This window comes from Virgibacillus byunsanensis (assembly GCF_042675965.1).
In the GTDB taxonomy this organism is placed as follows: Bacteria; Bacillota; Bacilli; order Bacillales; family Amphibacillaceae; genus Virgibacillus_R; species Virgibacillus_R byunsanensis.
The window spans coordinates 93,918-117,570 of record NZ_JBHTKJ010000073.1; the positions used below are offsets into that span (position 1 = coordinate 93,918).

A 23,653-nucleotide genomic window follows, 5' to 3' on the forward strand; every position below is an offset into this window, starting at 1 on the left:
AGATAGCACTATATTAGCAGCCGGAATACACGAAGACTCCTTGAAAATACAGACCAATTTTCTGCGTGCGATGTAATGCTGCCGGAGCTTTCCTTGTCCTGCGGAAGGAAAGGCATAGGTGAGATTCTAAAAATGCGTCAGCATGAAGAAGCTCACCAGCCGCCCTAAGGTGCGTGAAGTGTATTTCCAGAGCGGTAAGTTACGTCGCATTATATATCAACTATGAAGATGAAAAAGCATCAATGCGTGCGAAAACACCTTAATAAATATATTTTTTCAAGGAAAACCAACTTCTCTATCAGAAATCGTATTCTGCTTCTTTAGCTTCACGAATGTTTGTAAACGTTTCTGTTAGAACCACTGTATCTTCAACTAATCGGTCAATTCGGAATAACACATCATCATTTATAATTTCTTTTCGAGAGAAATCCTCTTCTTCAATAAATACGTACGTCTGAACAATTTCTGCTTTCATATATGTCAAAATAGGTTTTAATTGTTGCTCAGCAATTAAGTAATGCTTTGGCGAACCTGCTGTTACAAGCATACTGACAATTTTATCGCGAAATGCGTTCACTGGTAGCAAATCAAATATATTCTTTAATGTTGCTGGTATGGACGCTTGAAAAATCGGTGTTCCGATTATAATGGCATCCGCTTGCATGATCGTCTGTGCAACATATTTGGTATCACCTTCATATTCCAAGTAATTTCGACCATCACTAAACTGAACATCGTACTCGGCTAAATCAATCAATATCGTTTCGGCATCTGGATATGTTTCACTGATTGCTTTAATGGTATAGTTCATAGCTGTTCGCGTTTTGGATCCGACTTTAGAACCGGATAGACCAACGATCTTCATACATATGCCCCCTAGTCTTTAGCAGTATATTTTTTAATAGCTGGTAATATTTCTGCCCCAATCAGATCAATGTTTTTCTTTAGATGATTAAATGTGACCCCACCAAAATCCATTTGTGCAATATAGCGTTGATGGCCAAATAGCTCATGCTGGTAGAGAATTTTTTCTATGATTTGCTGTGGACTACCGATATTCATAACATCACGCGGATCGGCACCCTGTGCAAAGTGTTGTTTCGGGAACCCTTGCCCGTTTGTTAATTTCATCCCTTCGTTTATAAAAGGATATGTTTCACGTTGTGCCTGCTGAGTTGATTCAGCTGCATAGAAAAAACCAGCAGTTGAAATTGGTAGTTCCGATGAATCAAAGCCATTGCGTCTTGCTGCCTCACGATATGCATCAATAGAGCGTTTGAAAATAGTAGCTGGTCCACCTAAATGAGCAAGGAACATAGGAACACCGGCACTACCTGCTTTAATGGCACTAGCAGGTGTTCCGCCAACTGCACGCCAAATTGGTAATGAGCCGTTTTGTGGACGTGGAAGAACCTTCGCATTATTTAATGGTGCACGGAATTGTCCACTCCAATTAACAATTTCCTCTTCATTAATTTTTAGTAATAAATCTAATTTTTCCTCGTACAATTCTTCATAATCGCGAAGACTATAGCCTAATAATTCAAAGTTCCCTACTCTTGATGCACGACCCGCAACTATCTCGGTACGTCCCTTTGAAATCAAATCAATCGTCGCAAAATCCTCATATACGCGGACCGGATCCAAGGTACTGATAATGGTAGAAGAACTGGACAATTTAATTTTCTCCGTCGCTTGAGCAAGCGCTGCTAACACAACAGAGTGCGCTTGCGTCGTAAAGTACTCCTGATGGCTTTCCCCTACACTAAAAAAATCAATCCCTGCTTGCTCAGCAAGCTGCGCTAATTCAATAATTTCATGAATACGCTGCCCAGCAGAAATTCGTTCCCCCGTCATCGGGTTAGGTATATGATCACCCAACGTATATAAACCAAATTCCATTCCTCCACTTGGATCAATACGATATTTCTCCATCTATGTCTCAACCTCTCTGATTAATTGTTATGTATAAAGTTATATCGATTGTTTCAATTAACTGCGTATTGCTATTATAAAATAGCTATGTATATAAAAGAAGAGAACTGCTTTTAGAAAACATGGCTTGCGCAGGTGGAAAGGCTTTATACTTTCAAAAATTCTTAGAAAACTTGGCATTCGTTAAAGGGATTCTTGGTAAGCGTACTTAGCTTTCTTAGAAGCCCTTATACTTTGGAGTGCAAGCCTTTATTACGAATAACCTATTTGCACTTATGCAACTAAGAAAGTTCTTATACTTTCTCATCTGCCAAAAAGTAAAGACCTTCTGTAATAAACAGAAAATCTTCTTCTAGGATTGACTTACCCTTCCTCTTCATAGATTTCAATTGTGGCATCTACTACTTCTTGTTGGATTAATTCATCCAAATCTTCCTGTGCATCAAATCGTAGCGCTTTTTCATCATAGTTTGGATGCTCTTTTTTAACATTTTCCATTAATTTTACAATTAGTTTTTCTGCTTCTACTATCTGTTCGTACCTCTCTTCTTCTCTGGACCAAAATTGTTCCTCGTCGATTCCTTTCATAACGCGGGCGTATCCATCATTGGATTCAACACCCTGTCGAACATCCTCCACTCTTTTTTGTTGTTCAGACTCATCTACTGTAATATTTTCATCACGGGCAATTTTATGAATCATATGATTTCGAATTATTTCCTGCAATGCTACGTTTGGAGAGCTTGCTTCTTCTTCGTTTTCATCTCCCTGTAGGACAGAAATTAATTCAAGACGTTTCATTTCATACTGTATATTTTTGCCTAATATTTCATGACCATCCACTTGTGCGACTATCCCTTCTACTTCAGGATTGATATTTTTTATCGTTACTGGAGGCTCATCTGATACGTCTGTTTCCTGCTCTTCTGCTTCCTCAGCCTGTGTGCATCCAAATAATATAAATGATAATAGAATAAGTACCATCCATTTTTTCACGATGAGATGCTCCTTTCAAATTGTTCTAAAAATGTATTTGCGTCCAATTTAATAATCTTTTTATCATGTAAATATAAAACATGTGTAGCGATTTTGTTTACTTCATTCATATGATGGGTTGTAAATAAAAGGCTTCTGTTAGAAGTTCCTATATTTTCCATAATTTTCAAAATATCATTTCTTCCAAAAGGGTCGAGTCCTGACGTTGGCTCATCTAGTACAACCCACTCCGGTTTTCCTAAAAGGGCGACACTTAATCCAACCCTTTGCAGCATCCCTTTTGATACTTGGCTAATACGTTTATCCTTGTAATCCCACATGTTCGTATGTCTAAGTACTGCTTCTACTTCTTTTTTAGGAATGCGTAGCGTATCAGCAACATATTGCACATTTTCCACCACAGAAAGCTGTAAATATAACTGAAATTTTTCAGGTAAATAAGAGAGCTTTCCTTTCCATGCTGCCGGTTGATGAACAGCTTTTCCATCAATTGAGATCTTACCTTCTTTTAACCGGGAAAAGCCGACTAGTGCATGCAGTAAAGTTGTTTTACCAGCTCCATTTCTTCCAACAATGGCCACACGTTCGCCTCGATCAATTGTAAAATTAACTTGTTCAAAGATTATGTTCGAGTGATACATTTGTGTCGCATTTTCTATCTTAATCATGAGAGACACCCTTTCGTTTTAATACATAGATGGACCCACAAATTGCTATCCCAATCCAAAACAAGACATTACTGATTAAAACGAGCCACGTGGACTGGAACGTAAACTGTTCGTAAATGACACTTAAATCAGAAAGCTTATAAACATTTAGTTCCACAAACAGAAAATATTGGACTGCATGCACTGGTGATAAAAAGTAAATGATGGAAAATCCCGCTATATCATTCATAGAAACTGACGGCAACCAGTACATGAGAAAAAGATCAAATAAATAAATAAGTGCTAACCAAATTCCGATAATAGCTCCAATTAAAGTCAATTTTTGATTAATCATTGCACCCAGTAGAATGCCGATAGCGATAAAAACAGCTGTTAGTAGAATTATCGAGAATATAAAAAGTGCAAATTCTTTTATGGATATACTTCCGAAAACCAATTTTGCAGGTATCATAGCAACGAGATAGGCGGTTGCTATTGTTGGCAGAAACGCTGAAAACAACGCAAGAAATTTTTGCAAAACAAATTGCTGAATCGTCATACCTCTAGCCAGCAATATAGGCAAGGTCCGTTGGCTTTTTTCTAGTACCATGGAAAAAGCGCCATAAACAGTTGCTAAAAGAGGCAAAAAGTATAATGAGGTTTGAAATATTGGTACTAAGCCTGTTCGAAATGAGACAGGGACATCCATCCCGCGATACTGAAATAAAATAAACCAAGCGAATAGCACAACAAGACCAAACGTCATGACGAGTAGAGAACTACGATAAAATTCTTTCCATTCTTTTAAAATCATTACCAATTCCATCGCCTCTTTTCTGTTATTACACGTGTTTAAATCGTTTGTATAGTACCCCTAAGCAACCCGCAGTTATTAAGATTATCAGTAATTCATATAGAAATGAGGATAGCGTTTTCTGCTTCACATGGATTGGGTTTGGATCCTTCAGTTTTCCGTCTTCTACACCAACTAGTTGATTCCATTTTTCGTATATACGTAAAGCAGGACTATCCAAAAACAACGCACCTAGTGGCTGATCGGATAATACCTTTCCATAGGAGGGAGCATAAATAAAGGGATTATCAGCGATTCCATTTTGATCTAAATCCACTACATTATGGTCAGACCATGCATTTCCAATTCCATTCTCGCTCCATGCATTTCGGTCCTGACCACCGTTTGAGCTATATGTGAGATTGTTTTGAGAAATAAGATTGTTTGTAAATGTATTATCAACGGAGCTCGCCCATATATCGAGGCCAATCCGGTTATTGGTAATTTGATTTTTTTTTATGACATTTCTATTGGATTGATCCATAAAAATTCCTTTTTGATTAAAATGAATTTGATTGTTTGTCAATTCTATATCATTGCTTGTTTGCAGAAGTATTCCGAATGATTGCAGTCCGTGATGATCATAAAACTTATTTTCCTTTAACGTAATATAATCCGAGTACATGATGGCCGCTCCACCAACATTTTCATAGAATTGATTTTGAAAAAAATCATTGTAGTCCGAATACATATAATGAAGCCCGTAACGATTGTTCGTAATGTGATTTCTATCTATTTGGTTATGCTCAGCAAATGAAAAGTAGATTCCATCTCTTGCTGCATTTATCATGTTTTGTTTGATTTTATTTCTTGAGGAGTGGAACAGATGGATACCATTACCCCGACGCGATTGATTTATAGTCTGATTTCCCGTTATTGTATTTCCAATCAAATTATTTTCAATAGATTTATTTAAATAAATTCCATGAAGACTATTTTCAATCTTGTTATCTATGACGTTGTTTTCATCAGAATGGATCTTTATTCCAGCGTAGTCATAATCTAAAATCGACCCACTGTTTGTAATTGTTAGATTTTCCAACGTGACTCCATCTTGTAAAAGGGTTATGACATCACCATTTCCTGTCCCTTTAATAACCGTTTCATCTGCTCCTTTTATTGTTACTTTTTTGTTAATCAAGACATCCTCTTCATAAACATGATTTTTCAGTTGAATAACATCACCTTTCGAAGCTTCTTCAAGTAATTGCTTTATCGAAGGTGCATCCTCTGCATTAATACTCACAGGAAACAAAACGAACATGAATAACCCAATCAGTACAGCTGCGAATTTTCTATTCATAACGCTCTTTTCCCATCCATAAAACAAGTAATAACAGGCATATAGCAGTTCCAACGAGTATGGCTCCATATGAAAAAAAGGATAGTGTTTCAAAGTTTGCTAGTTGATTTGTCCCGATAATTGGTGGAATAAATGGTTCAATTTCAATCGGAGCAGCTGGATCCAAGTTTTTACCAAATGTACTTAGCCAATGATAAATATCATATATTCCAACCACTGCAAGGATCATTACAATTCCTGTCCAAACGGCTAAAATTTTGCGGCTACGTATGAGCGCAACAACCATTGTAATTAATGCAACCACTCCTATAATATAGGGAAGATAGGCAAGTTCCGGAAATGATGCCTCATCGAAATTTTCCATGCCTATATAATGATTCAGCGAATTTATAATGTTTATCTCGCCTTCCAGTTTATATGGATAGACCCATATATATAGTCCTTCTTTATACTGCGGGGCGGTTAACCGTAATGCCCACCACGGTAGATAAATCGATGCTAAGAAGAGTCCACCCGAAACAATAAGTCCAATGATTCCCTTGATACTTATACGTCTCATGTCCTCACCCCTCCCTCTCTTAAATGGTTAGAAAGGTGTAAACAACCAGTGGCTACACCTTTCTGAATTTTATTCAAATTTATTCAGGTTCGACTAGTAAGTATCCAGTCATTTCCTGATGAAGCGCTGAACAGAAATTGGTGCAGTAAATTGGGAACGTCCCCGATTCGTCCGCTTCAACTGTCAATGTCTTCGTTTCGCCTGGCTGAATTTCAAAGTTTTCATTATATCCATTTATTCCCATGCCATGCGTAATATCCTGATCTCTATCAATATTAGTAATATGGAAATGAACTGTATCTCCTTCTTTAACCGTTACAGCATCAGGACTTTCGGAGTTTGCATCAAAAACAAATTGAGAACGCATTGCTATTCCATATACATGAACGTCATCCCCGTCTCGCTCAATATGTGCATCCTCCTTATTCCAAACGGCATTCTCACGACCTTCATCTTTTTCAAATACTTCCGTTGTCTTAATTTTGTCTGCATTAATAATTTGAGCGTAATGTGGTTCTGGTTGAGATGGTGCAGATCCCACCACTTCCATTGTTTCACCACTAATATCAATTAAGTCCATGCTTTCTGGATGGGATGGACCAACGGAAAGGTATTGATCTTTTGCAATTTTATTTAGGGAAACGAGCCAATTACCACCAGGGTTAGCAGTATCCCCTTCAACTGCTGCAAGATGTCCAGGTGAATAGGATACCTCTTCTTTATCAACTACCTTTCCAGATTCTAAGTTCCATTTAACAACTTGTGAATCAATGAAAAGGGTAGTATATGCATTTCCTTTATCATCAAACTGTGTATGAAGTGGTCCCAGGCCAACTTCAACTTCTTTATCGACTACACTTTCATACGTGAGAACTGGAAACCCTTGTGCTTCCCCTTGAAAATCCTCATTTTTAATTGCTTCAAATGCTTTTTCAACACTAAACATAGTAGTTGTTGGTGATAATTTTCCATTTGCAATAAAATGCGCTCCATCAGGTGTTACATCAACTCCATGAGGTGATTTAGGAGCAGGAACTAAGTATACGGACCCAGGATGTTCTATTGGATCAAACATTTTAGTACCATTTAATTCTTCATAATTTCCAGCTTCGACTTCCTCAGAAATTTGCTCCCAATCAAACATTACGATATAGTCACGGTCGTTTTTAGACGCATTAATTTCTAATGTAGTTGTTGCTTCCTCTGTATTATAGGTTGAGAGGAATCCCCAACCATCTGAAGCACCTTTACCAGCATCAGAAAGATCATATGCCCAAGGTGGTAAAATCACTTGATAAGCAACTTCTAATGTATTGTTTTCAAAATCTGGTTTAACCGCAGACATAACGCCTTTATACTTCTCGCTATATTCATCCAGTCCAGTAAACTCATCTCCCAACGGAACACTAAAACGCGTTGGCAGGAACAAATACTCAGAGTCTGGTGTTACAAATGCCGCACAGTGCGGACCTGCGATATTGGGGATTTCTAATATGTCTGTCGTATGAAACGTTTCCAAATCCACATAGGCTGCACGGTTATTCCCAACATCTGTAGCAAAAAGAGCTCGCCCGTCATATTCTCCATCTGTCTCAGAAATAGATGGATGGTGAAAGTCTCCCCATTTATATCCATTTAGCATTTCTTTTGTTTTGTCGTCAAACCCATAACCAGTTGCCGGGTCCGGGCTAAACACCGGCACCTGTCGTATTAATCGCATTGACGGTAATCCATATACGAACAACTGCCCAGAATGACCACCTGAAGCCATTAAGTAATAATCATCATGTTCTCCTGGTGCAACATAGACCTTTTGTGCATTACTTTTATTATCTGCATTCGCTGTATTATCCGACTGATTAAAATCTGCAAAGAAAATTACAGTTACCAATAAACCTGCCATAACTCCTAAAACACCTGATATAATTCGATTTTTAGTCATAATAAGGCCACCTCCTATTTAATTTTCCGCTGCTTCTTGTAGTGCTTTGATTATTTGTTTACGCTCATCATCTTCTAAAGGATTATCCGCAATAACTGTAGACATCACTGCAGATGTTGGTTCCTGTAAAAATTCATCCAATGACTTCCTGTGCTTTCCTTCCACATCGTTAAATGCCTGTGACAAATCTGGACCAGTTGTTCCACCCTCCGCGCCAAGTGATTCAACAGCATGGCAAGATAAGCAATTGTTTTGACCTAATGCTTCTGCTTCAACAGGAATGGTTGTGGCACCTTCAGAATCCGCACTGTCAATTCCTTCATACTGCTGCTCTTCCTCTTCTGCATCTGAAGGTGTTTCACTAGCTGTTAATCCTGCCGATTGCTCTGGTCCATCAAAAATTAAATATCCACTAGCAAATGCTGCAATAAACCCAATTATAAAAATAAGAATATTAACTTTCATGTTGATCCCTCCTTCGTTAGAAATGAAGTATTTATTTCATATATTTAGCCTATTCCCGATAGATCCCTCTACCTGTGATTTATATCACTTTGCTTTTAATAGATTATCAACGTTCAGTGACTAGATCGTGAGAAGTTTGTGAAAATGTGATCAACTATCACACTTTTGAAGTAATTAAGAGTTGAATTGGGATTAGTGGTTAGGGATTAATGGGCAGGTGAAACTAAGAAATTAGAAACTTTGCTTATCACCACCCCTTAGGCGTGCGCCTTAGTTGCTAACTGTGAATAAAAGCTAGAAGCACCCTATAAAGACACGACAAGTATAAGCTGGTTGCGTAGTGTAGATGTCTTAATAATACGGTGTCGAACTGCTTATGTCTCAATTGTAAAGGGAAAAAGAATTTTGCTCTTTCTTCGTACGATGTTTCGTAGTCGAAGCATTCCTTGTCCTGTACGTGAAGCTAGACGTGGCTGATTTTGTGGATAAATATACATAACTTTCAAGTTAACTAGTTAGAAAACTTGGCATTCGCCAAGCCTTTATAGCGAATGGCCTAGTTGCACTTATGCAGATAAGGAAGTTTTATACTCCCTCTACATACTAACGTTTTCTCTTGTTTTCTTTGTTTTTCTTAGGATTTTATTTTATTTATGATTTATTAATAACGCTTTAATTGGTATACGAACAAAATTTAATGCAGAAGGGTGCACTTAATAAGCCATCCTTCTCTTTTTGAAAAAAATGGAAATTAATACTGCTATAATCGCACCTTCTATTCCCACAATACTCATGGTGACAAACCCTCCCACATCTCACAGCGTCAATTGCGCATACATTCCTTCGTTCGGTCTATCCATGAAGTGGGGGCCGGCGATGCTTTCTTACAGGGTCATTGCCCGATTGTATAAAAATTTGCCGGTTGCTCCGTGCTTCAGATGTTATTGGTAATCCTATTATAAAATGAACTTCTTAAAACTTCGTTAAACTAGTGACATTGTTATTAAGCTGCACTTTGTAATTGAAAATGTGGAATATCATTTAACATTCTTTCTGGACTAAATGCTACTTGTTTCTTACCTACGGTAAACAAAATTCGAATTAACTTACAACACAGTGCAATCAATGATTGTTTTTTCTTCAACGGATTTTCTTTTCTTGTCGTAAAATACTCGTGTAATGCTTTAAACGCGGGGTTATGATTGACTAATGGCAGAATGACTTTAAACAACAGTGCGCGCAACTTTGGGCGGCCTCTTTTGGTAATGACTGTTTTGCCCTTCCATTTTCCTGACGTTGCCAGTTTTAGATTTAACCCTGCTAACTTAATGATCTGTTCTGGATGATTGTAATCATTTAAATTACCTACTTCTGCCAAGAATGCGGCTATCGTGATATCTCCTATCCCTTTAATATCCGTCATTTCCTTTACACCCGGAATGGTGCTTGTTAATCCTTCTATCATTTCCCACACTTCACTAATTTTTTCATGAAGGAGGGTATACTGATCCATCAATGTGTTGATTTTCATCCTTGCCATGGTTTTACCTTCCTGGATACCGATAGAATGACGGGCAATCTCCTTTAATTGTCGGACCTTTTTCAATCCAACTCCTCTTTTAACCTCTTTACGGATTTCCGTAAGTATTGTCATTTCATCTGTTTCCACGATTTCATCCGGAAACATGCCCATTTTTAATACTTGTATCGATGATTGTCCTTCCCATTTTGCAAAGACTGTTGTATATTCTGGGAAATATCTGTCAATCCATTGATGAACGCGCCCCTGTACGGCCTGAAGGTCTTTCATTAATTGCTCATACATGTTCATGCCTTCGCGGAGCTCAGCATAGATCCCTTCTGGTAGATGGGGTTCAGAATAGCGTCCGTCTTGGATTAAGCGTGAAATGACTCTGGCATCTTTTACATCATTTTTGGTTGGTGAATTGTCATCCAACTCTTTTGACTTTTTAACATGTGCTGGGTTTACAACGACTACTTTGAGTCGCTTTTCCATTAGCCAATAAGCTAATGGCAGCCAGTAATGGCCCGTTGGCTCCATACCGATAATAACATCAGATTTTTTGTGCTGGGCAGTTAATTCATTCATCCAATGATTGAACGTTTGAAAACCCTCCATTGAGTTTTCAAGGTATAATGGTTTTCCAAATTGAACTCCACGAAAATCCTGTGCACGTGCAACGTGAGTTTGCTTGGCGATATCAACTCCAATAATTAATGTTTTGTCTGTTAGTTGTAAGATCTTTTCATTTTGTTTATAATTCATGATAGTCCTCCTTGGTTTTTTAAGGGTCCATTTTTGCTGATCAGCTGTGGACACCTCGTATCATACCAAGGGGGCTTTTTTTGTTCAATCCTCATTTTACTTTATTACAGGAATGCTTTCTTATCTGCCAAAAAGAAAAGAGCTCGCTAATGTAGCGAACCCTTCCTCTTTTCGATATTCATCTTCTAAAGTTTCCTATAACCTCAACCGTTTCGCTAATACTAACAAACGCTTTAGGGTCGGTACTTGTAATCAGTGATTTAACTATCGCCAGTTCATAACGAGTAATAACTGTATATAGTACTTTACTGTTAGTATTAGAATAAGCGCCTTGCCCATCGATAACGGTAATACCCCGAATTAGATTTTTAATTAGCTCATTCTTTACCTCTTCTCCTCGAGTTGTTATTACCATTAGACTTAATTTTATATGCCGTGTATGGACACGGTCGATAAGAATTCCGGTAATGTAGATTGAGGCCATCGTATATAAAGCTAGATCCCAGGAAAATATGAACCCAGATACAAACACAACAATACTGTTTAATCCGAAAATTAATCCACCTAACGGGATATCACGTTTAAGGGTAAGAACAAGTCCAATGACATCAAATCCTCCAGTAGAACCATAGAATCGTATAATAAAGCCAACACTTATACCTGCAATAACTCCTCCGAAAACAGCAGATAAAAGTGCATCATCCGTAATCTTAACGATGGGGATATACTGCATGGAAAGTGACGTAACAAGAACAGAAAATATACTGTTCCATATAAACTCCTTCCCTAACTTCATCCAGCCAATAATTAAAATAGGGATATTTAAAATGACAAGCCAAATACCTGAGTTTAAGGGAGTAAGTAGACCAAAAACCATCGCAAGACCTGTTACTCCACCTGTTAACACTTCATGCGGGAGCAAGAATACGTTAAAAGCAAACCCTAAGACAATCGAAAATACAAATATTACAGCATATTTATATAGGTGATACATGTACATCACACTCCAATCCAGTACATTCATAAAAACACTTATTGAATTCTAGTGGTCATTAAAATAAAAGTCAATATCGTTTTGAAAATATTTCTTGTAAATAGTTTAACCGACGAAAAAAGAAGTAACCGCCCCATAATTAATGGATAGCGGTTACTTCTTTAATTGCTTAATTTGCATTTTGATCTTAAACACCCCTATAAATCTGATCTAGGAAACGCTTATATCGGTCATATGAAATGGAGCTTTCATTGTGAGTAATGATAACAAATTGGATTTTGTTCAAGACGTAATCCCGCTGCATCGAGACCCTTTGTAATCGTTTAAACGACGGTCTTGCTATTGTATCTGTTAGGTAGGCAGACCTGGTTGCACCTGGTTTCCTCACACTATTCAGTGATTCAATAATTCCCTCGGATGTCAATATTCCCAGTCCATGACCAAAATATAGACCATTTCCTAAAACAACAGCATTTTCGCCTCTCCACTGGGAAGCTTGAGGATCAAAATCTGGATTCTTGAAATAGATCACATCTCCTGGTAGAAAGTTGTTCGAGAAAGAGAGATGTATTCCGAGGTCAGGGTCAGAATGCCAACTATATATAAAGAGGTTAGAGAATAATTGATTAAAAGAAGATTCACCAATATTTTGTAATACTGCGTGATAATAGGTAATGAGCATTGCTCCCGCACATTCAAATGCATACAGGGAACTATTCAGGAATATGTCATTGATTGCATCTGCTGGTCTTACGTTTGGCTTAAGCTGAAATCCTCCGAACATGGTCAGTTGCCAATATTGAGGATTACACCGGGATGTTTCAAATGTTGCAAACTCTGCATCACCTTGATTCATCAATTGTGCACTTGTCATAATACTTTCTCGTAGTACAAGTTCAAATGATAGCTCATTTACGGATTGATAAGCGTATAGTAACGGGGATTCATTCATCAATTGAACAATCATTTTTCCAGTACTTTCAACTGGCCACATATCACTTTGTTGAAAAGGTACTCCTGCTATTTGAATCATTATTTACCCCTTTCTAACAATTTTAGTGCATTTATTACTACCCTATTCGAATAGATTGGAAATCTTGTTAAATTTATATATAGTGGCGTAAAAATGCCAGGAACTCCTGACTAAAGAAGTTTCCCTGGCTATCAGTTTTAATATCATGTATTTTTCACTTAGGTGGATTAATCCTTATGTTGATCCAAAATCAACTGGAGTATATATTCTTTCATATCGACAAAACGAGGAAATTCTGGCTTTAGACTTGTTCCTGCAATTACTAACGGTACAAGGGATTCTTGTTTGTGTAAGGAACCGTGTGCTGCGCCTCCAAGATGGAATGGTGTTGATTGGGCTTTAAATTCACAACCAGGTTTAGCATTAACGACAATAATACGACCCGAGTGAGAATGTAAGACGCTATATAACCGAGCTAATCCATCTGGATAATCGCCATAGGATAATTTGCGGTCATTTGTCACGTTCAAATCTAACAACTCACACTCCCCATCAATACTCCATGTTTGTTTATAATCATCGGTATATTCTCCATTTGGCCTATATTCTAAAGATCCCTTCCGCATACCGGATTCGACATGAATAGCGTTTTCTTTTTTCCAGGCAATGATATCGATCCGCTTATCTTTTTTTAATCGTTCCGTAATAGTGGAAAGCGGAAGTTTTTTGTCCAGCACATAAATATAAGCCATACGCTGGTTAACACATATGACAAGTTGATCCTTTTTGTGGACATGACGTTGAATTCGCGCAATACGGTTTTTCTTTAATATTTTGCGTAAATCAATGATGAACTTACGGTATTTGGAACCCATTGGAGCATGACCATTATCTCCCAAAACCATCCATATATTCTGGTTAAGTGCTTCTTCCCAGCTTGGGTACATATTTAATATTTTTTGAATTTCCCGATCAATTTTGGCAATACCTTTTATATCCATCGGTCCTCTAAAATGAACTCGGGTATCCATATCCTGAAATATACAAAACGTAAATTCCGGCAGTTTCTTCTTACGTATTAAATGTCGAAGCTCCCGAGCTGTATATTTATAATTTCCGGCAGCAACCTGGGTTGGGAAACCCCACGACCTTAACTTCGAAAAAGTACCTAGCGAGAAAATGGATGTAGCATCACTTGTCCACTCGCCGTCTTCAAAGTGGGTCAATGTGCTGAGCAGTCGTGGAACACGTAGTTTTCTTGGTGTGTTACCACGATACACAAAGGAGTTAATCGAAGCAGAAGGAATCCCGGCTTCAGCCAAATCCTCATAGATGGTAGTCACTTTATTACTCAAGTGCTCGTTATTCAATCGATAGAGCATGTTATGGATCGACCGGCGCATACCTAACCTGAACGTTTCCCGAAAACCAGTCCCATAGTTAATAATCTCTTTTTCAGAAGCATCAAACCAGTTTAAGCCTGGAATGTGGTGTTTATCTGCATATGTACCTGTTAAGAGACTACTGTCAATCGTAACTGACATGGTTGGAAACGAACTAACCATATTAGAGATATAGTTACCATTTTCCATCAAAAATTGTAGGGCTGGAGCTCGTCCTATTTGAATCGCCTGTTCTAGTGGTTCGGACATCAGTGAATCGATGTTCAATAAAATTACTGGTTTCTTTAATTGTGTGTGTTGAACCATAGCATTCATCCTCACTGAAATATTCCTATATACATATTTTTCTTATGTTATATTTTGATTTAGAACCATATATATACATAGAAAATGGCATATCCATTACGATATGCCATACAAAACAAACTATTCAACTATTCTTTACTAAATTCTTTTGTGCTTCGTACTGTATCAATGGAGCGAACTGCTTTCTCAATTTCCTCCCGTTTTGATTCTAAAAATGGAGGTAATGATAACTTCTCTCCAAGTGTTTCATATGGTTCATCTTCCATAAATCCTGGGCCATCTGTAGCAATTTCAAATAAAATTTGTGATGTAACCTTCGTGTACAATGATCCAAAATAATACCGTTCTACATAACCGGAGTTTGGCATACGGAAGGATTGCAATCGGTTTATCCATTCCTCCAATTCTGAACGGTTCGCTGCACGGAATGCCACATGGTGAACTGTCCCATAACCTTGTCTCGCTTGAGGAAGAATTGCATTATATTCCACAACTACTTGTGCCCCGTTTCCGCCTTCACCAACTTCAAATAAATGAAAAGAATCCTCTTTATCTTTTTCTTTAAACTGGAATACTTTTTCCATCAGTTCCTTAAAATAATCAAATTCAGAAACACGAACAAAGATTGGCCCTAATCCTGTAATGGCATAATCTAAAGGAATTGGCCCTTTTTGCCATGGCTTACCTGCAGGAACACCTTCATTGTTCTCATCAGAAATCAATTGGTAGTTTTGGTCATCAAAGTCAACAAATGAAAGTGTATTCTTATCAAATTGCTGTTTTATTCCGGTATGTTTTACTTCAAGACGGTCAAAACGTTTCACCCAATAATCTAATGCTGCGTCACTTGGTACCCGGAAAGATGTTTTGGAAATTTCGTTTGTTCCATGTACACCTTTTGGTATGCCTGGAAAGTCAAAAAACGTGATGTCTGTACCAGCACTACCAACATCGTCTGCGAAAAATAAATGGTATGTTTGGATATCATCTTGGTTAACAGTCTTCTTTACTAATCGCACCCCCAAAACATAGGTGTAAAAATCATAAATTTTTTCAGCACTGCTTGTAATTGCTGTTACGTGATGTAAACCTTTTAATTCGTTCATGCTATCTTCCTCCAATATTTTTTTATTTTTCGACAGAAAGTTCTTCGGCATAGTATCCTAATTTTTTTAACTGTTGAATTATAGATTCTTTTTCATCAGAATCTAATCCACCAACTATTTCATGAATACCTTCCCTATGTTTAGGAAAAATTTCATTCATTTTATTTGTTCCCTCTGCAGTGATTGCCGCATAAGTGATCCGTCGGTCTGTTGGACAAGGTATTCTCTTTAGTAGCTTTTTCCTTTCTAATTTATCTACCACATAGGTAATACTGCTACTTGCAATCAAGACCTTTTCACCAATTTTTTGGATTGGTTGGTCCCCTTTACTATAAATTAACTCCAGAACTGCAAACTCAGTAGGATTAAGACCATAGCTTCTTATGTCTTCTTCCACACGCTTTTTAATGGACTGTAAGGCGTGCGACAACACAATAAATAACTTTAATGATAATTCTTCTTCTATTTGTTGGTTTTCCTGTTTATCCAAAAATTATCATTCCCTTTCAAATATCTTCAATTCGAGATAATTGTATAACAGTTTAATTTCTAGTGTCAACAAATCAACTTTTAAAAATCCACGTTTCCCCACTATCACTTTTGGTCAAAGACCTTTATAATAGGAAAAGTGAACTTACAGAAGGAAAAGGTGTTTTTTACATGAGCTTACTAACAGTTAATAATTTAACGCACGGATTCGGGGATAGAGCTATCTTTGAAGACGTTTCTTTTCGTTTATTGAAAGGCGAACATATCGGACTTATTGGTGCTAACGGAGAAGGTAAGTCCTCTTTTATGAATATAATCACGAATAAGCTAGAGCCAGATGTGGGTACGATCACTTGGTCCAAACGTGTACGAATTGGTTACTTGGATCAGCATGCCGATTTAAAAGAAGGAATGTCAATGCGTGACGTTCTAAGAACTGCATTTCAATACCTGTTTGATATCGAGACAGAAATGAACGAACTTTTTGCGAAAATGGGTGACGTCGGACCTGAGGAATTAGAAGAATTACTAGAAGAAACCGGTCAACTTCAAGAAGCGCTAACTAACAATGATTTCTACACTATTGACGCTAAAGTGGAAGAAATAGCTAATGGCCTTGGTCTGGATGAAATTGGATTAGAGCGTGAGGTTGATGATTTGAGTGGTGGTCAACGTACAAAAGTATTGCTTGCCAAGCTACTTCTAGAAAAACCAGATATTTTGCTGCTTGATGAGCCAACGAACTATCTAGACGTAGAGCATATCGAATGGCTGAAAAAGTATTTGCTTGAATATGATCATGCTTTTATTCTAATCTCGCATGACATACCTTTTTTAAATAGTGTTGTAAATCTGATCTATCATATGGAAAATCAACAGCTTACACGTTATCCTGGCGATTACAATGAATTTCTTCGCGTACATGATATGAAAAAACAACAACTAGAGTCCGCCTATAAAAAACAGCAGAAAGAAATCGCTAGTTTAAAAACCTTTGTCGCGAAAAACAAAGCGAATGCGGCAACGAGCAAATTGGCAACTTCACGTCAAAAGAAACTCGATAAAATGGATGTCATTGAACTGGATTCAGAAAAGCCGAAACCAAGGTTTCACTTCAAGGAATCACGGACACCGGGAAAGTACTTGTTCGAAACGAAGGACCTTGTTATCGGTTACGATGAACCTCTCTCTAGATCACTTAACTTAGAGATGGAGCGTGGTCAAAAAATTGCATTATCAGGGGCAAACGGAATCGGGAAAACGACTCTTTTACGCAGTATCCTTGGTGAAATCAATCCTGTTTCTGGTTCTGTCCAACTAGGTGAAAACCTGCATATTGGTTACTTTGAACAAGAATTAAAAGAAACAACCGACAGAACCTGTATTGAAGAAATATGGGAGGAATTCCGCCATTTCACCCAACAAGAAGTACGTCGGTCCTTAGCACAATGTGGTCTAACTAGAAAACACATTGAAAGTAAAGTTAAAGTGTTAAGTGGGGGCGAAAAAGCAAAAGTACGTCTTTGTAAATTAATTAATAAAGAAACCAACTTGCTTGTACTTGATGAGCCTACTAACCACTTGGATGTGGATGCAAAAGCAGAGCTAAAACGTGCTCTAAAAGAATATAAAGGTAGTGTACTTCTAATCTCACACGAACCAGAATTCTATCAGGACATTGTCACAGATGTTTGGAATTGTGAGGATTGGACAACTAAAGTATTTTAACAGCGTGAGAGAGGGCTTTTCGCCATATAATTGCGGAGCCCCTCTCTTTTATACTATTATAAAACTATGTCGTATTTTGTAATCTTTTGACTTCTTTTGGAAAACCTATTGAATATTTTCATGAAATTAAGCATAATAAATATCGTTGTTGTCTTTGAGACAATTTACCTATAACATTGATAATTAATGAGAGGAAGATAAAAAGTGTACCAAGTAATAGAACAAACACGATCTGATTTAATAGTGGCAATTACCCTTAAAAAGAATGAAATGATTGAACTAGGTATGAAATATGGATTGGCAGATAAAAGGACAGTAAATTGCAGCCAACAACTTGACGATCTTTTAAATCGACATTTAGTAAATAATAGTTTGATACATGAATAAATAAACCACAATAATTTGCATTCAGACATAAACTTTCCTATTACACCACAAAACCAGCTTACCCGTTAAGCTGGTTTTAGCTGAAGATATTTATTTAATAACAAAGACTGGACATGTCGCGTGATTTAGGATTTTTTTACTCACACTTCCAACAAACAACCCTTTAATGTTTACCAGACCACGACTACCAACTACAATTAAGTCAACCTTGTTATCTTCTGCATATTCACAAAGCTTTGCACCTGCGTTTTCGTTTGTGTCATCAAAAATAACCTGCGTGAAAATTGGTATCGCTTCTGCTTCAAATTCTTTCATGATTTTTTCCATTTGCGGTTGAAAATGATCTGCCAGTTCGTTTTCAATACTGCGTGCTACTGCTGCATTGGCTTTTGGACCCGTTGGTTTTATAACGGTGATGACGTGAACTTCTGTTTCAGATACGTGTGCTGCTTGTCTCTTAGCTTCCTGAATCGCATGTCTGCTCATAAGAGATCCATCATAAGCAACGAGAATTTTCTTGTTCAACTAAGTAGCACCCCGTTACTTGAATAGAAACCTCACTGCTTGAATATTAAGACAGCCTATCTTTTTTGCGGACTCATTGGGTCTTATTTTCTTTCATTATGTATATTCATCGCTGTTGTCGGACTCAGCGGACCTTATTTGTAACAGTTCTAGGAATAATAGACTGTTTTTTCATGAAATAAGGTCCCCTGTGTCCGCTCGACCTTAAAAATCACTGTTTTTGACACAAATAAGTGCACTGAAGTCCGCTTAAAATTTGTTCGCTATCATCTGCCTCGTTTGCACAAAAAGCGACTGCTCTCCTTGGGCAATTGCCCCTGTTAATGCAATAAATACCTTTTTAGCAAAAGCCCAAAGGGTACACTTTTGAGTGCAGTATTTTGGCTCCTCGCTATATAGTGGGACTCTGCGGGATGATTCACGAGCCAATCCGCCAGCATCAAGGAATATTGGCTCACGCTTTCAATGCTATCATGCCCACCACTCCATATAAAATCTCCTATTCTAACTTCTACTTCTATACTAAATAGCGGAGAGGCAGTATTTTTCTTTTCCGCTGGTAATGCGTAAGCCTGCTACACGGTAATTTGCTTATACTCGACGAATCACTATTTTGCTCTTTTCATTTTATATCATAGCCAATACATTAAATCCGTAGTTATCTTCTAGGGCAATAGGAACATTTTCCCTTAATTTTCTTTTCTAACAAAAATGGTTCACCATAGACACATTGCTTGTCGGAGTTATTCTCAACTATTACAGTCAATCCAGTAGAGGAGACTGTTCCTTCCTTTACAATCATCGTTACTCCAACAAGGTTGTTGACAGTTTCATATATTGTAAGTTCCCAGCCGGTTGTTTCAGCAGATTGGTCCGAATCACACCCTAATAAAAGTGTCAAACTTATTACCATACAGAATAGCGAAAACAAATATCTCCTCATGTAATCCCTCCTTTAAGTTGAACATTTATTTGTCTAATTATAGTTTACAGTAAATGCCCATTTCTATTGTGACTTCTTATTGAATAAACCTGCCAGTTAATTTGAGTGTAATCGTTCACAACCTCTACTTATATTTCAACATGAATATTCAGAATACCCTGTATACAAATTTAAGACATCTACAACAACAAAAAACACCCATCAAAATAACATACAAATTGATGGGCGTTTTACGTTACATTTTTAATGTTTGCGGAATCCGTTACCTATAAAAGGACTTTTAATTACACAGCTATCTATTAACAGATGTTGCCATCCGCATATAGGTGTGACGCTTTCCACGAATTGCAATTGAATACGCCATAATATTTTCAGGTACAGAAATTCCGTTAAGACCAGCATCACCAATATGGTGAGCATCCGCACCTGCCATTTTATTATGTAACGCCATTTGTTGTATCGTTTCTTTTTCAGCACCTTCCTGGCTTGTTCCAATTGCAGTTAATGCTAAGGCACCCTGGTTATGAGCTACTTGCACTAACTCCTCTGTTTTTTCAAGTGTAGCACCAGGCACACTACCGACAGACGGAAGCAGAATAATATCCGCACCCAATTGGACAAATTGGGTTACAACATCACTAGTTACAATATCACTTCCAGACTCCGTTTTGACACCAGCACCATGCATTTTTCCGGCAATTATCATGATTTCATCCTGAAAAATCTCCTTAGCATGTGCGATTGATTTTAAAATAGCCGCATTCGTGACCCCCGTTTTAGGATTACCTGTAAAACAGACGAAATCAATATCAAGATGTTTTGCTTTTTCCAACGAATCAGGTAGGGCTGTACGTCCTTTTGGAAGGTTTTCCAACGTTTCTGCTTGATTTGCATCCATATCTACTGGTTCAAGGTTGATTCCAATAGGTCTACCAATCCACTTTTTCAGCTCGGATATTACGTTTTCTGTTTCTGTAAGGGAAATCCCTTCGATGTTGGGATCATTAACATCAAATAGATTTAACAGAATTAAATCTGCTCCAAATGCAGCAGCAAATTCCGCATTGGTTATACCAGGATACATTGGAGTTGATGTACAAACCACCTCAGCTATCATCGTCCTCCCCTCAGAAGCTGCTATCGCTTGAGTTAACTGTGATCCATTCATTTTTTGAAAATCTGAGGCTGTACAATTTAGTAGACGTTTCAATGATTACGCTCCTTTTTAACTCGAATTCCTTTTATTGTTTCCTAAGAAAGAATTTTTAACTATTCCTTACATGCTGAAAAACCACTCCGATAGCTTACAGTCGAAGTGGTTTCATTTATTCAAATTACTTTCTTTATCACTTATTCTTAATGATTTTTCCTGGGTTCAACAAACCTTCAGGGTCCAGTGCCTGCTTTATATTTTGCATAACACCAAGAGCTGATCCGTGTTCTTTTTCCTGGTACTTCTGTTTGCCGATCCCTACCCCGTGTTCACCTGTGCATGTACCACCTCTTGCTAAAGCATAGTTAACAATTCGTTCATTAACCTTGGTAGCTTTTTCGATTTCCTCTGGTTGATTTACATCAATCATTAATAAAATATGATAATTTCCATCTCCGACGTGTCCGACAATCCCACCGGCAAGGCCAGACTCCTCAACCGCTTCTCTAGCATCTTTAATGGCGCCAGCTAGTTCTGAGATTGGTAAACAAACATCAGTTACCATCTGTTTCCGGCCTGGATGACCATGAATAAAGGCGTATGCTACATTGTGACGTGCTTCCCACAGTCGATTGCGGGCTGCTGTATCTGATTCAAACTCGATTTCCTTACAATTCATATCATTAACAATTTCGTTCATAAACTCTACATCATGTTTAAGGCCTGCCTCATTTCCATGAAGCTCCAGAAATATAGTAGGAACTTCCTTGTATGATGTATCACTGAAAAGGTTCATTTGCTTAATAGAATGATCATCAACCAGTTCAACTCGCGCCACAGGTACTCCTGCTTGCAATATAGCAATTACCGCATTAACTGCATCATCCACACTTTCAAACGAAGCTCTGGCAGCCATAATATGTTCTGGAATTCCTAAGACTTTTAGTGTTAGTTCCGTAAAGCATCCAAGTGTTCCCTCAGAACCAACAAAAAGTCCATTTAAATGATAGCCTGAAGATGATTTCGCAGACATATTACCAGTATGGATAGCCGAACCATCTGCTAGGATCACCTCTAAATCACGAACCTGATCACGCATAATTCCATATTTGACTGCTGTTGTTCCACTCGCATTTGTGGCAGCCATACCTCCTAATGTCGCATCCGCTCCTGGGTCTACCGTGAAGAACAATCCGTGTTTTTTCAGCTCTTTGTTTAATTGTGATCTGGTCACACCAGGTTGCACCTTAACAAGGAAATCACTCTCCCGTATTTCTAAAATTTTATTCATCAATGAAAAATCAATTACGATTCCACCCTCATAAGGGATGACACTACCTTCTAGACTTGATCCTACTCCGTAAGGCACAACAGGTGTTTTATACGTATTAGCTAACTTCATCACAGCACTAACTTCTTCGGTGTTTTCTGGAAAAACAACTATATCTGGTGAATGTGCTGTATGGTAAGATTCATCTGTACTATGTTGTTCCAATATAGTCTCATTGGTCGTCGCGCGATCTTCAGCTAAAGCTTTTTGTAACTCATCTAATAATTTCATTAAAATCTCCCCCGTGTCTTCATGTGTTTAATTGTCTTTATATGAATTTTACAATAAATCTATATGTTTTAAAATGTATAACGTTAAGGAATTTCTAAGATATCCCATGCCGTTATAATTCCTGCAGGCTTTTCGGTTGATTGACCGTTACTCGTAATAAGCAATGCTTCCAAACGTATTCCTCTGCCGATTTGCTCTCTAAAAAATGCTACCGCTTCCAAAACTGCTGTATTGCTTTTAATGAATTTATAATTCCCTCTCTCTTCAAAACGTAATACCTCACTTAATGTGGTTTCCATAGTTGGTAATTCATCTGTTTCGACGTTTGAGGCTATCCAGTTAGTAATCCCTTTTTGAGTAATTAGACCTTTGAAGTCCTCTCCATTATAAATTGGAAACTTAGAAAATGCTTTTTCATGAACCACCCTAAGCAAGCTTGATAACGTTTCCGTCTCTTGAAACGTATACACTTTCCGTGCAAATAAAGGTACTACTTCTTCTGGCTGTGTTAATTCTCTTTCAATGTCTTCTATTCGTTTCACAACGGAGTCATGTGGCTCTGCGATTGCGTAACTCATATCAATTTTATTATGTACAATCGCATTTCGTAGTGCGGCAAACTCCAACAGATCATCACCATAGCGTTTTACGATGCCATTGTAATCACGTAAAATCTTCACCATTCTTGAGAAACCAGCATCTTCGTGGCTCATCATCGACTTTAGTTCTTTTTCAATTCTCGTAAACGTCGTCAGAAATTTTTCCGAGTTGGTGTGCATAATAGAATCTCTCCCGAATGATATTATCCGTACACTACAACCATAATAATAGCATACTTTTAGAACTTGCATTTACATGGCAGTCTTAATTAGGGATGGTTAGCTCTAAGATTAAATAACCCGTTAAACACATTATTGACATAAACGTTAGAAATTTGTCATAAATATGAGGTTCCTTAGACACTTTTTTAGGGTAGAATTACATTATAGTGTGATAAATGTCACTCAAATGATTTTAAACCTATTTTCGCAGAATTCCGTATGCTCATTTCTGCACATTTATAAATAAAGGAGGAAGATGGGCTTTGCTTTTCGATGA

At 37.7% G+C, this 23,653-nt stretch carries 22 protein-coding genes; 2 read left to right on the forward strand and 20 right to left on the reverse strand.

The features are described 5' to 3' along the window. Positions 1-298 precede the first annotated feature (298 nt). From ACFQ3N_RS19145 to ACFQ3N_RS19215, 15 genes are all read right to left on the reverse strand, one after another. Complete coding sequence (locus ACFQ3N_RS19145; RefSeq protein ID WP_390364633.1) at positions 299-865, reverse strand: NADPH-dependent FMN reductase; 567 nt, start codon at positions 863-865, stop codon at positions 299-301. A gap of 11 nt (positions 866-876) precedes the next feature. Beyond that, the gene (locus ACFQ3N_RS19150) at positions 877-1,935 is read right to left on the reverse strand and encodes an LLM class flavin-dependent oxidoreductase (protein WP_390364635.1); all 1,059 of its coding nucleotides are present in this window, start codon (positions 1,933-1,935) and stop codon (positions 877-879) included. Positions 1,936-2,298: 363 nt separating this feature from the next. Further along, on the reverse strand, positions 2,299-2,931 hold the full coding sequence (locus tag ACFQ3N_RS19155; protein WP_390364636.1) for a hypothetical protein: 633 nt from the start codon (positions 2,929-2,931) through the stop codon (positions 2,299-2,301). Then, a complete protein-coding gene (locus ACFQ3N_RS19160) occupies positions 2,928-3,599 on the reverse strand; it encodes an ABC transporter ATP-binding protein (protein ID WP_390364638.1) in 672 nt (223 codons plus the stop codon). The genes ACFQ3N_RS19155 and ACFQ3N_RS19160 overlap by 4 nt, the downstream gene beginning before the upstream one ends. Further along, a complete protein-coding gene (locus tag ACFQ3N_RS19165) occupies positions 3,592-4,392 on the reverse strand; it encodes an ABC transporter permease (protein WP_390364779.1) in 801 nt (266 codons plus the stop codon). Before ACFQ3N_RS19165 ends, ACFQ3N_RS19160 begins: the two co-directional genes overlap by 8 nt. 28 nt (positions 4,393-4,420) lie before the next feature. Next, entirely contained in the window at positions 4,421-5,734 is a 1,314-nt protein-coding gene (nosD, locus tag ACFQ3N_RS19170) for a nitrous oxide reductase family maturation protein NosD (protein WP_390364640.1), read from the reverse strand. Continuing rightward, complete coding sequence (locus tag ACFQ3N_RS19175; RefSeq protein ID WP_390364642.1) at positions 5,727-6,293, reverse strand: hypothetical protein; 567 nt, start codon at positions 6,291-6,293, stop codon at positions 5,727-5,729. Before ACFQ3N_RS19175 ends, nosD begins: the two co-directional genes overlap by 8 nt. 79 nt (positions 6,294-6,372) lie before the next feature. Continuing rightward, a complete protein-coding gene (gene nosZ, locus ACFQ3N_RS19180; protein WP_390364644.1) occupies positions 6,373-8,235 on the reverse strand; it encodes a Sec-dependent nitrous-oxide reductase in 1,863 nt (620 codons plus the stop codon). A gap of 18 nt (positions 8,236-8,253) precedes the next feature. Continuing rightward, positions 8,254-8,700 (reverse strand): c-type cytochrome, encoded by a 447-nt coding sequence (locus ACFQ3N_RS19185; protein ID WP_390364646.1) that lies wholly within the window; start codon positions 8,698-8,700, stop codon positions 8,254-8,256. Positions 8,701-9,703: 1,003 nt separating this feature from the next. Beyond that, positions 9,704-10,987 (reverse strand): IS110 family transposase, encoded by a 1,284-nt coding sequence (locus ACFQ3N_RS19190; protein ID WP_390364648.1) that lies wholly within the window; start codon positions 10,985-10,987, stop codon positions 9,704-9,706. 178 nt (positions 10,988-11,165) lie between these two features. Continuing rightward, on the reverse strand, positions 11,166-11,981 hold the full coding sequence (locus ACFQ3N_RS19195; RefSeq protein ID WP_390364650.1) for a YitT family protein: 816 nt from the start codon (positions 11,979-11,981) through the stop codon (positions 11,166-11,168). 187 nt (positions 11,982-12,168) lie between these two features. Further along, positions 12,169-13,014 carry a protein-glutamine gamma-glutamyltransferase gene (locus ACFQ3N_RS19200; RefSeq protein WP_390364651.1) on the reverse strand — a complete coding sequence of 282 codons (846 nt, stop codon included), beginning with the start codon at positions 13,012-13,014 and terminating at the stop codon, positions 12,169-12,171. Positions 13,015-13,181: 167 nt separating this feature from the next. Beyond that, positions 13,182-14,663: an alkaline phosphatase family protein gene (locus ACFQ3N_RS19205; RefSeq protein ID WP_390364653.1), complete on the reverse strand. Its 1,482-nt coding sequence runs from the start codon at positions 14,661-14,663 to the stop codon at positions 13,182-13,184. A gap of 128 nt (positions 14,664-14,791) precedes the next feature. Then, entirely contained in the window at positions 14,792-15,769 is a 978-nt protein-coding gene (locus ACFQ3N_RS19210; RefSeq protein ID WP_390364655.1) for a ring-cleaving dioxygenase, read from the reverse strand. 22 nt (positions 15,770-15,791) lie between these two features. Further along, positions 15,792-16,259 (reverse strand): MarR family winged helix-turn-helix transcriptional regulator, encoded by a 468-nt coding sequence (locus ACFQ3N_RS19215; RefSeq protein ID WP_390364656.1) that lies wholly within the window; start codon positions 16,257-16,259, stop codon positions 15,792-15,794. A gap of 170 nt (positions 16,260-16,429) precedes the next feature. Here ACFQ3N_RS19215 and ACFQ3N_RS19220 point away from each other — a divergent pair, with 170 nt between their 5' ends. Together ACFQ3N_RS19220 and ACFQ3N_RS19225 are read left to right on the forward strand one after the other, a co-directional pair. Beyond that, entirely contained in the window at positions 16,430-17,986 is a 1,557-nt protein-coding gene (locus ACFQ3N_RS19220; RefSeq protein ID WP_390364658.1) for an ABC-F family ATP-binding cassette domain-containing protein, read from the forward strand. A gap of 204 nt (positions 17,987-18,190) precedes the next feature. Then, positions 18,191-18,373 (forward strand): Spo0E family sporulation regulatory protein-aspartic acid phosphatase, encoded by a 183-nt coding sequence (locus ACFQ3N_RS19225; protein WP_390364660.1) that lies wholly within the window; start codon positions 18,191-18,193, stop codon positions 18,371-18,373. A gap of 90 nt (positions 18,374-18,463) precedes the next feature. Here ACFQ3N_RS19225 and ACFQ3N_RS19230 read toward each other — a convergent pair whose 3' ends face one another. The 5 genes from ACFQ3N_RS19230 to ACFQ3N_RS19250 form a co-directional block, all read right to left on the reverse strand. Beyond that, positions 18,464-18,898, reverse strand: a complete 435-nt coding sequence (locus ACFQ3N_RS19230; RefSeq protein WP_390364662.1) for a universal stress protein — start codon at positions 18,896-18,898, stop codon at positions 18,464-18,466. Positions 18,899-19,556: 658 nt separating this feature from the next. Then, complete coding sequence (locus tag ACFQ3N_RS19235; RefSeq protein WP_390364664.1) at positions 19,557-19,841, reverse strand: hypothetical protein; 285 nt, start codon at positions 19,839-19,841, stop codon at positions 19,557-19,559. Positions 19,842-20,133: 292 nt separating this feature from the next. Then, positions 20,134-21,051 carry a DUF7916 family protein gene (locus ACFQ3N_RS19240; protein WP_390364666.1) on the reverse strand — a complete coding sequence of 306 codons (918 nt, stop codon included), beginning with the start codon at positions 21,049-21,051 and terminating at the stop codon, positions 20,134-20,136. Between the two features lie 136 nt (positions 21,052-21,187). Then, on the reverse strand, positions 21,188-22,555 hold the full coding sequence (locus tag ACFQ3N_RS19245; protein WP_390364667.1) for an FAD-binding oxidoreductase: 1,368 nt from the start codon (positions 22,553-22,555) through the stop codon (positions 21,188-21,190). Between the two features lie 83 nt (positions 22,556-22,638). Continuing rightward, entirely contained in the window at positions 22,639-23,334 is a 696-nt protein-coding gene (locus ACFQ3N_RS19250) for a CBS domain-containing protein (protein ID WP_390364669.1), read from the reverse strand. Positions 23,335-23,653: the final 319 nt, after the last annotated feature.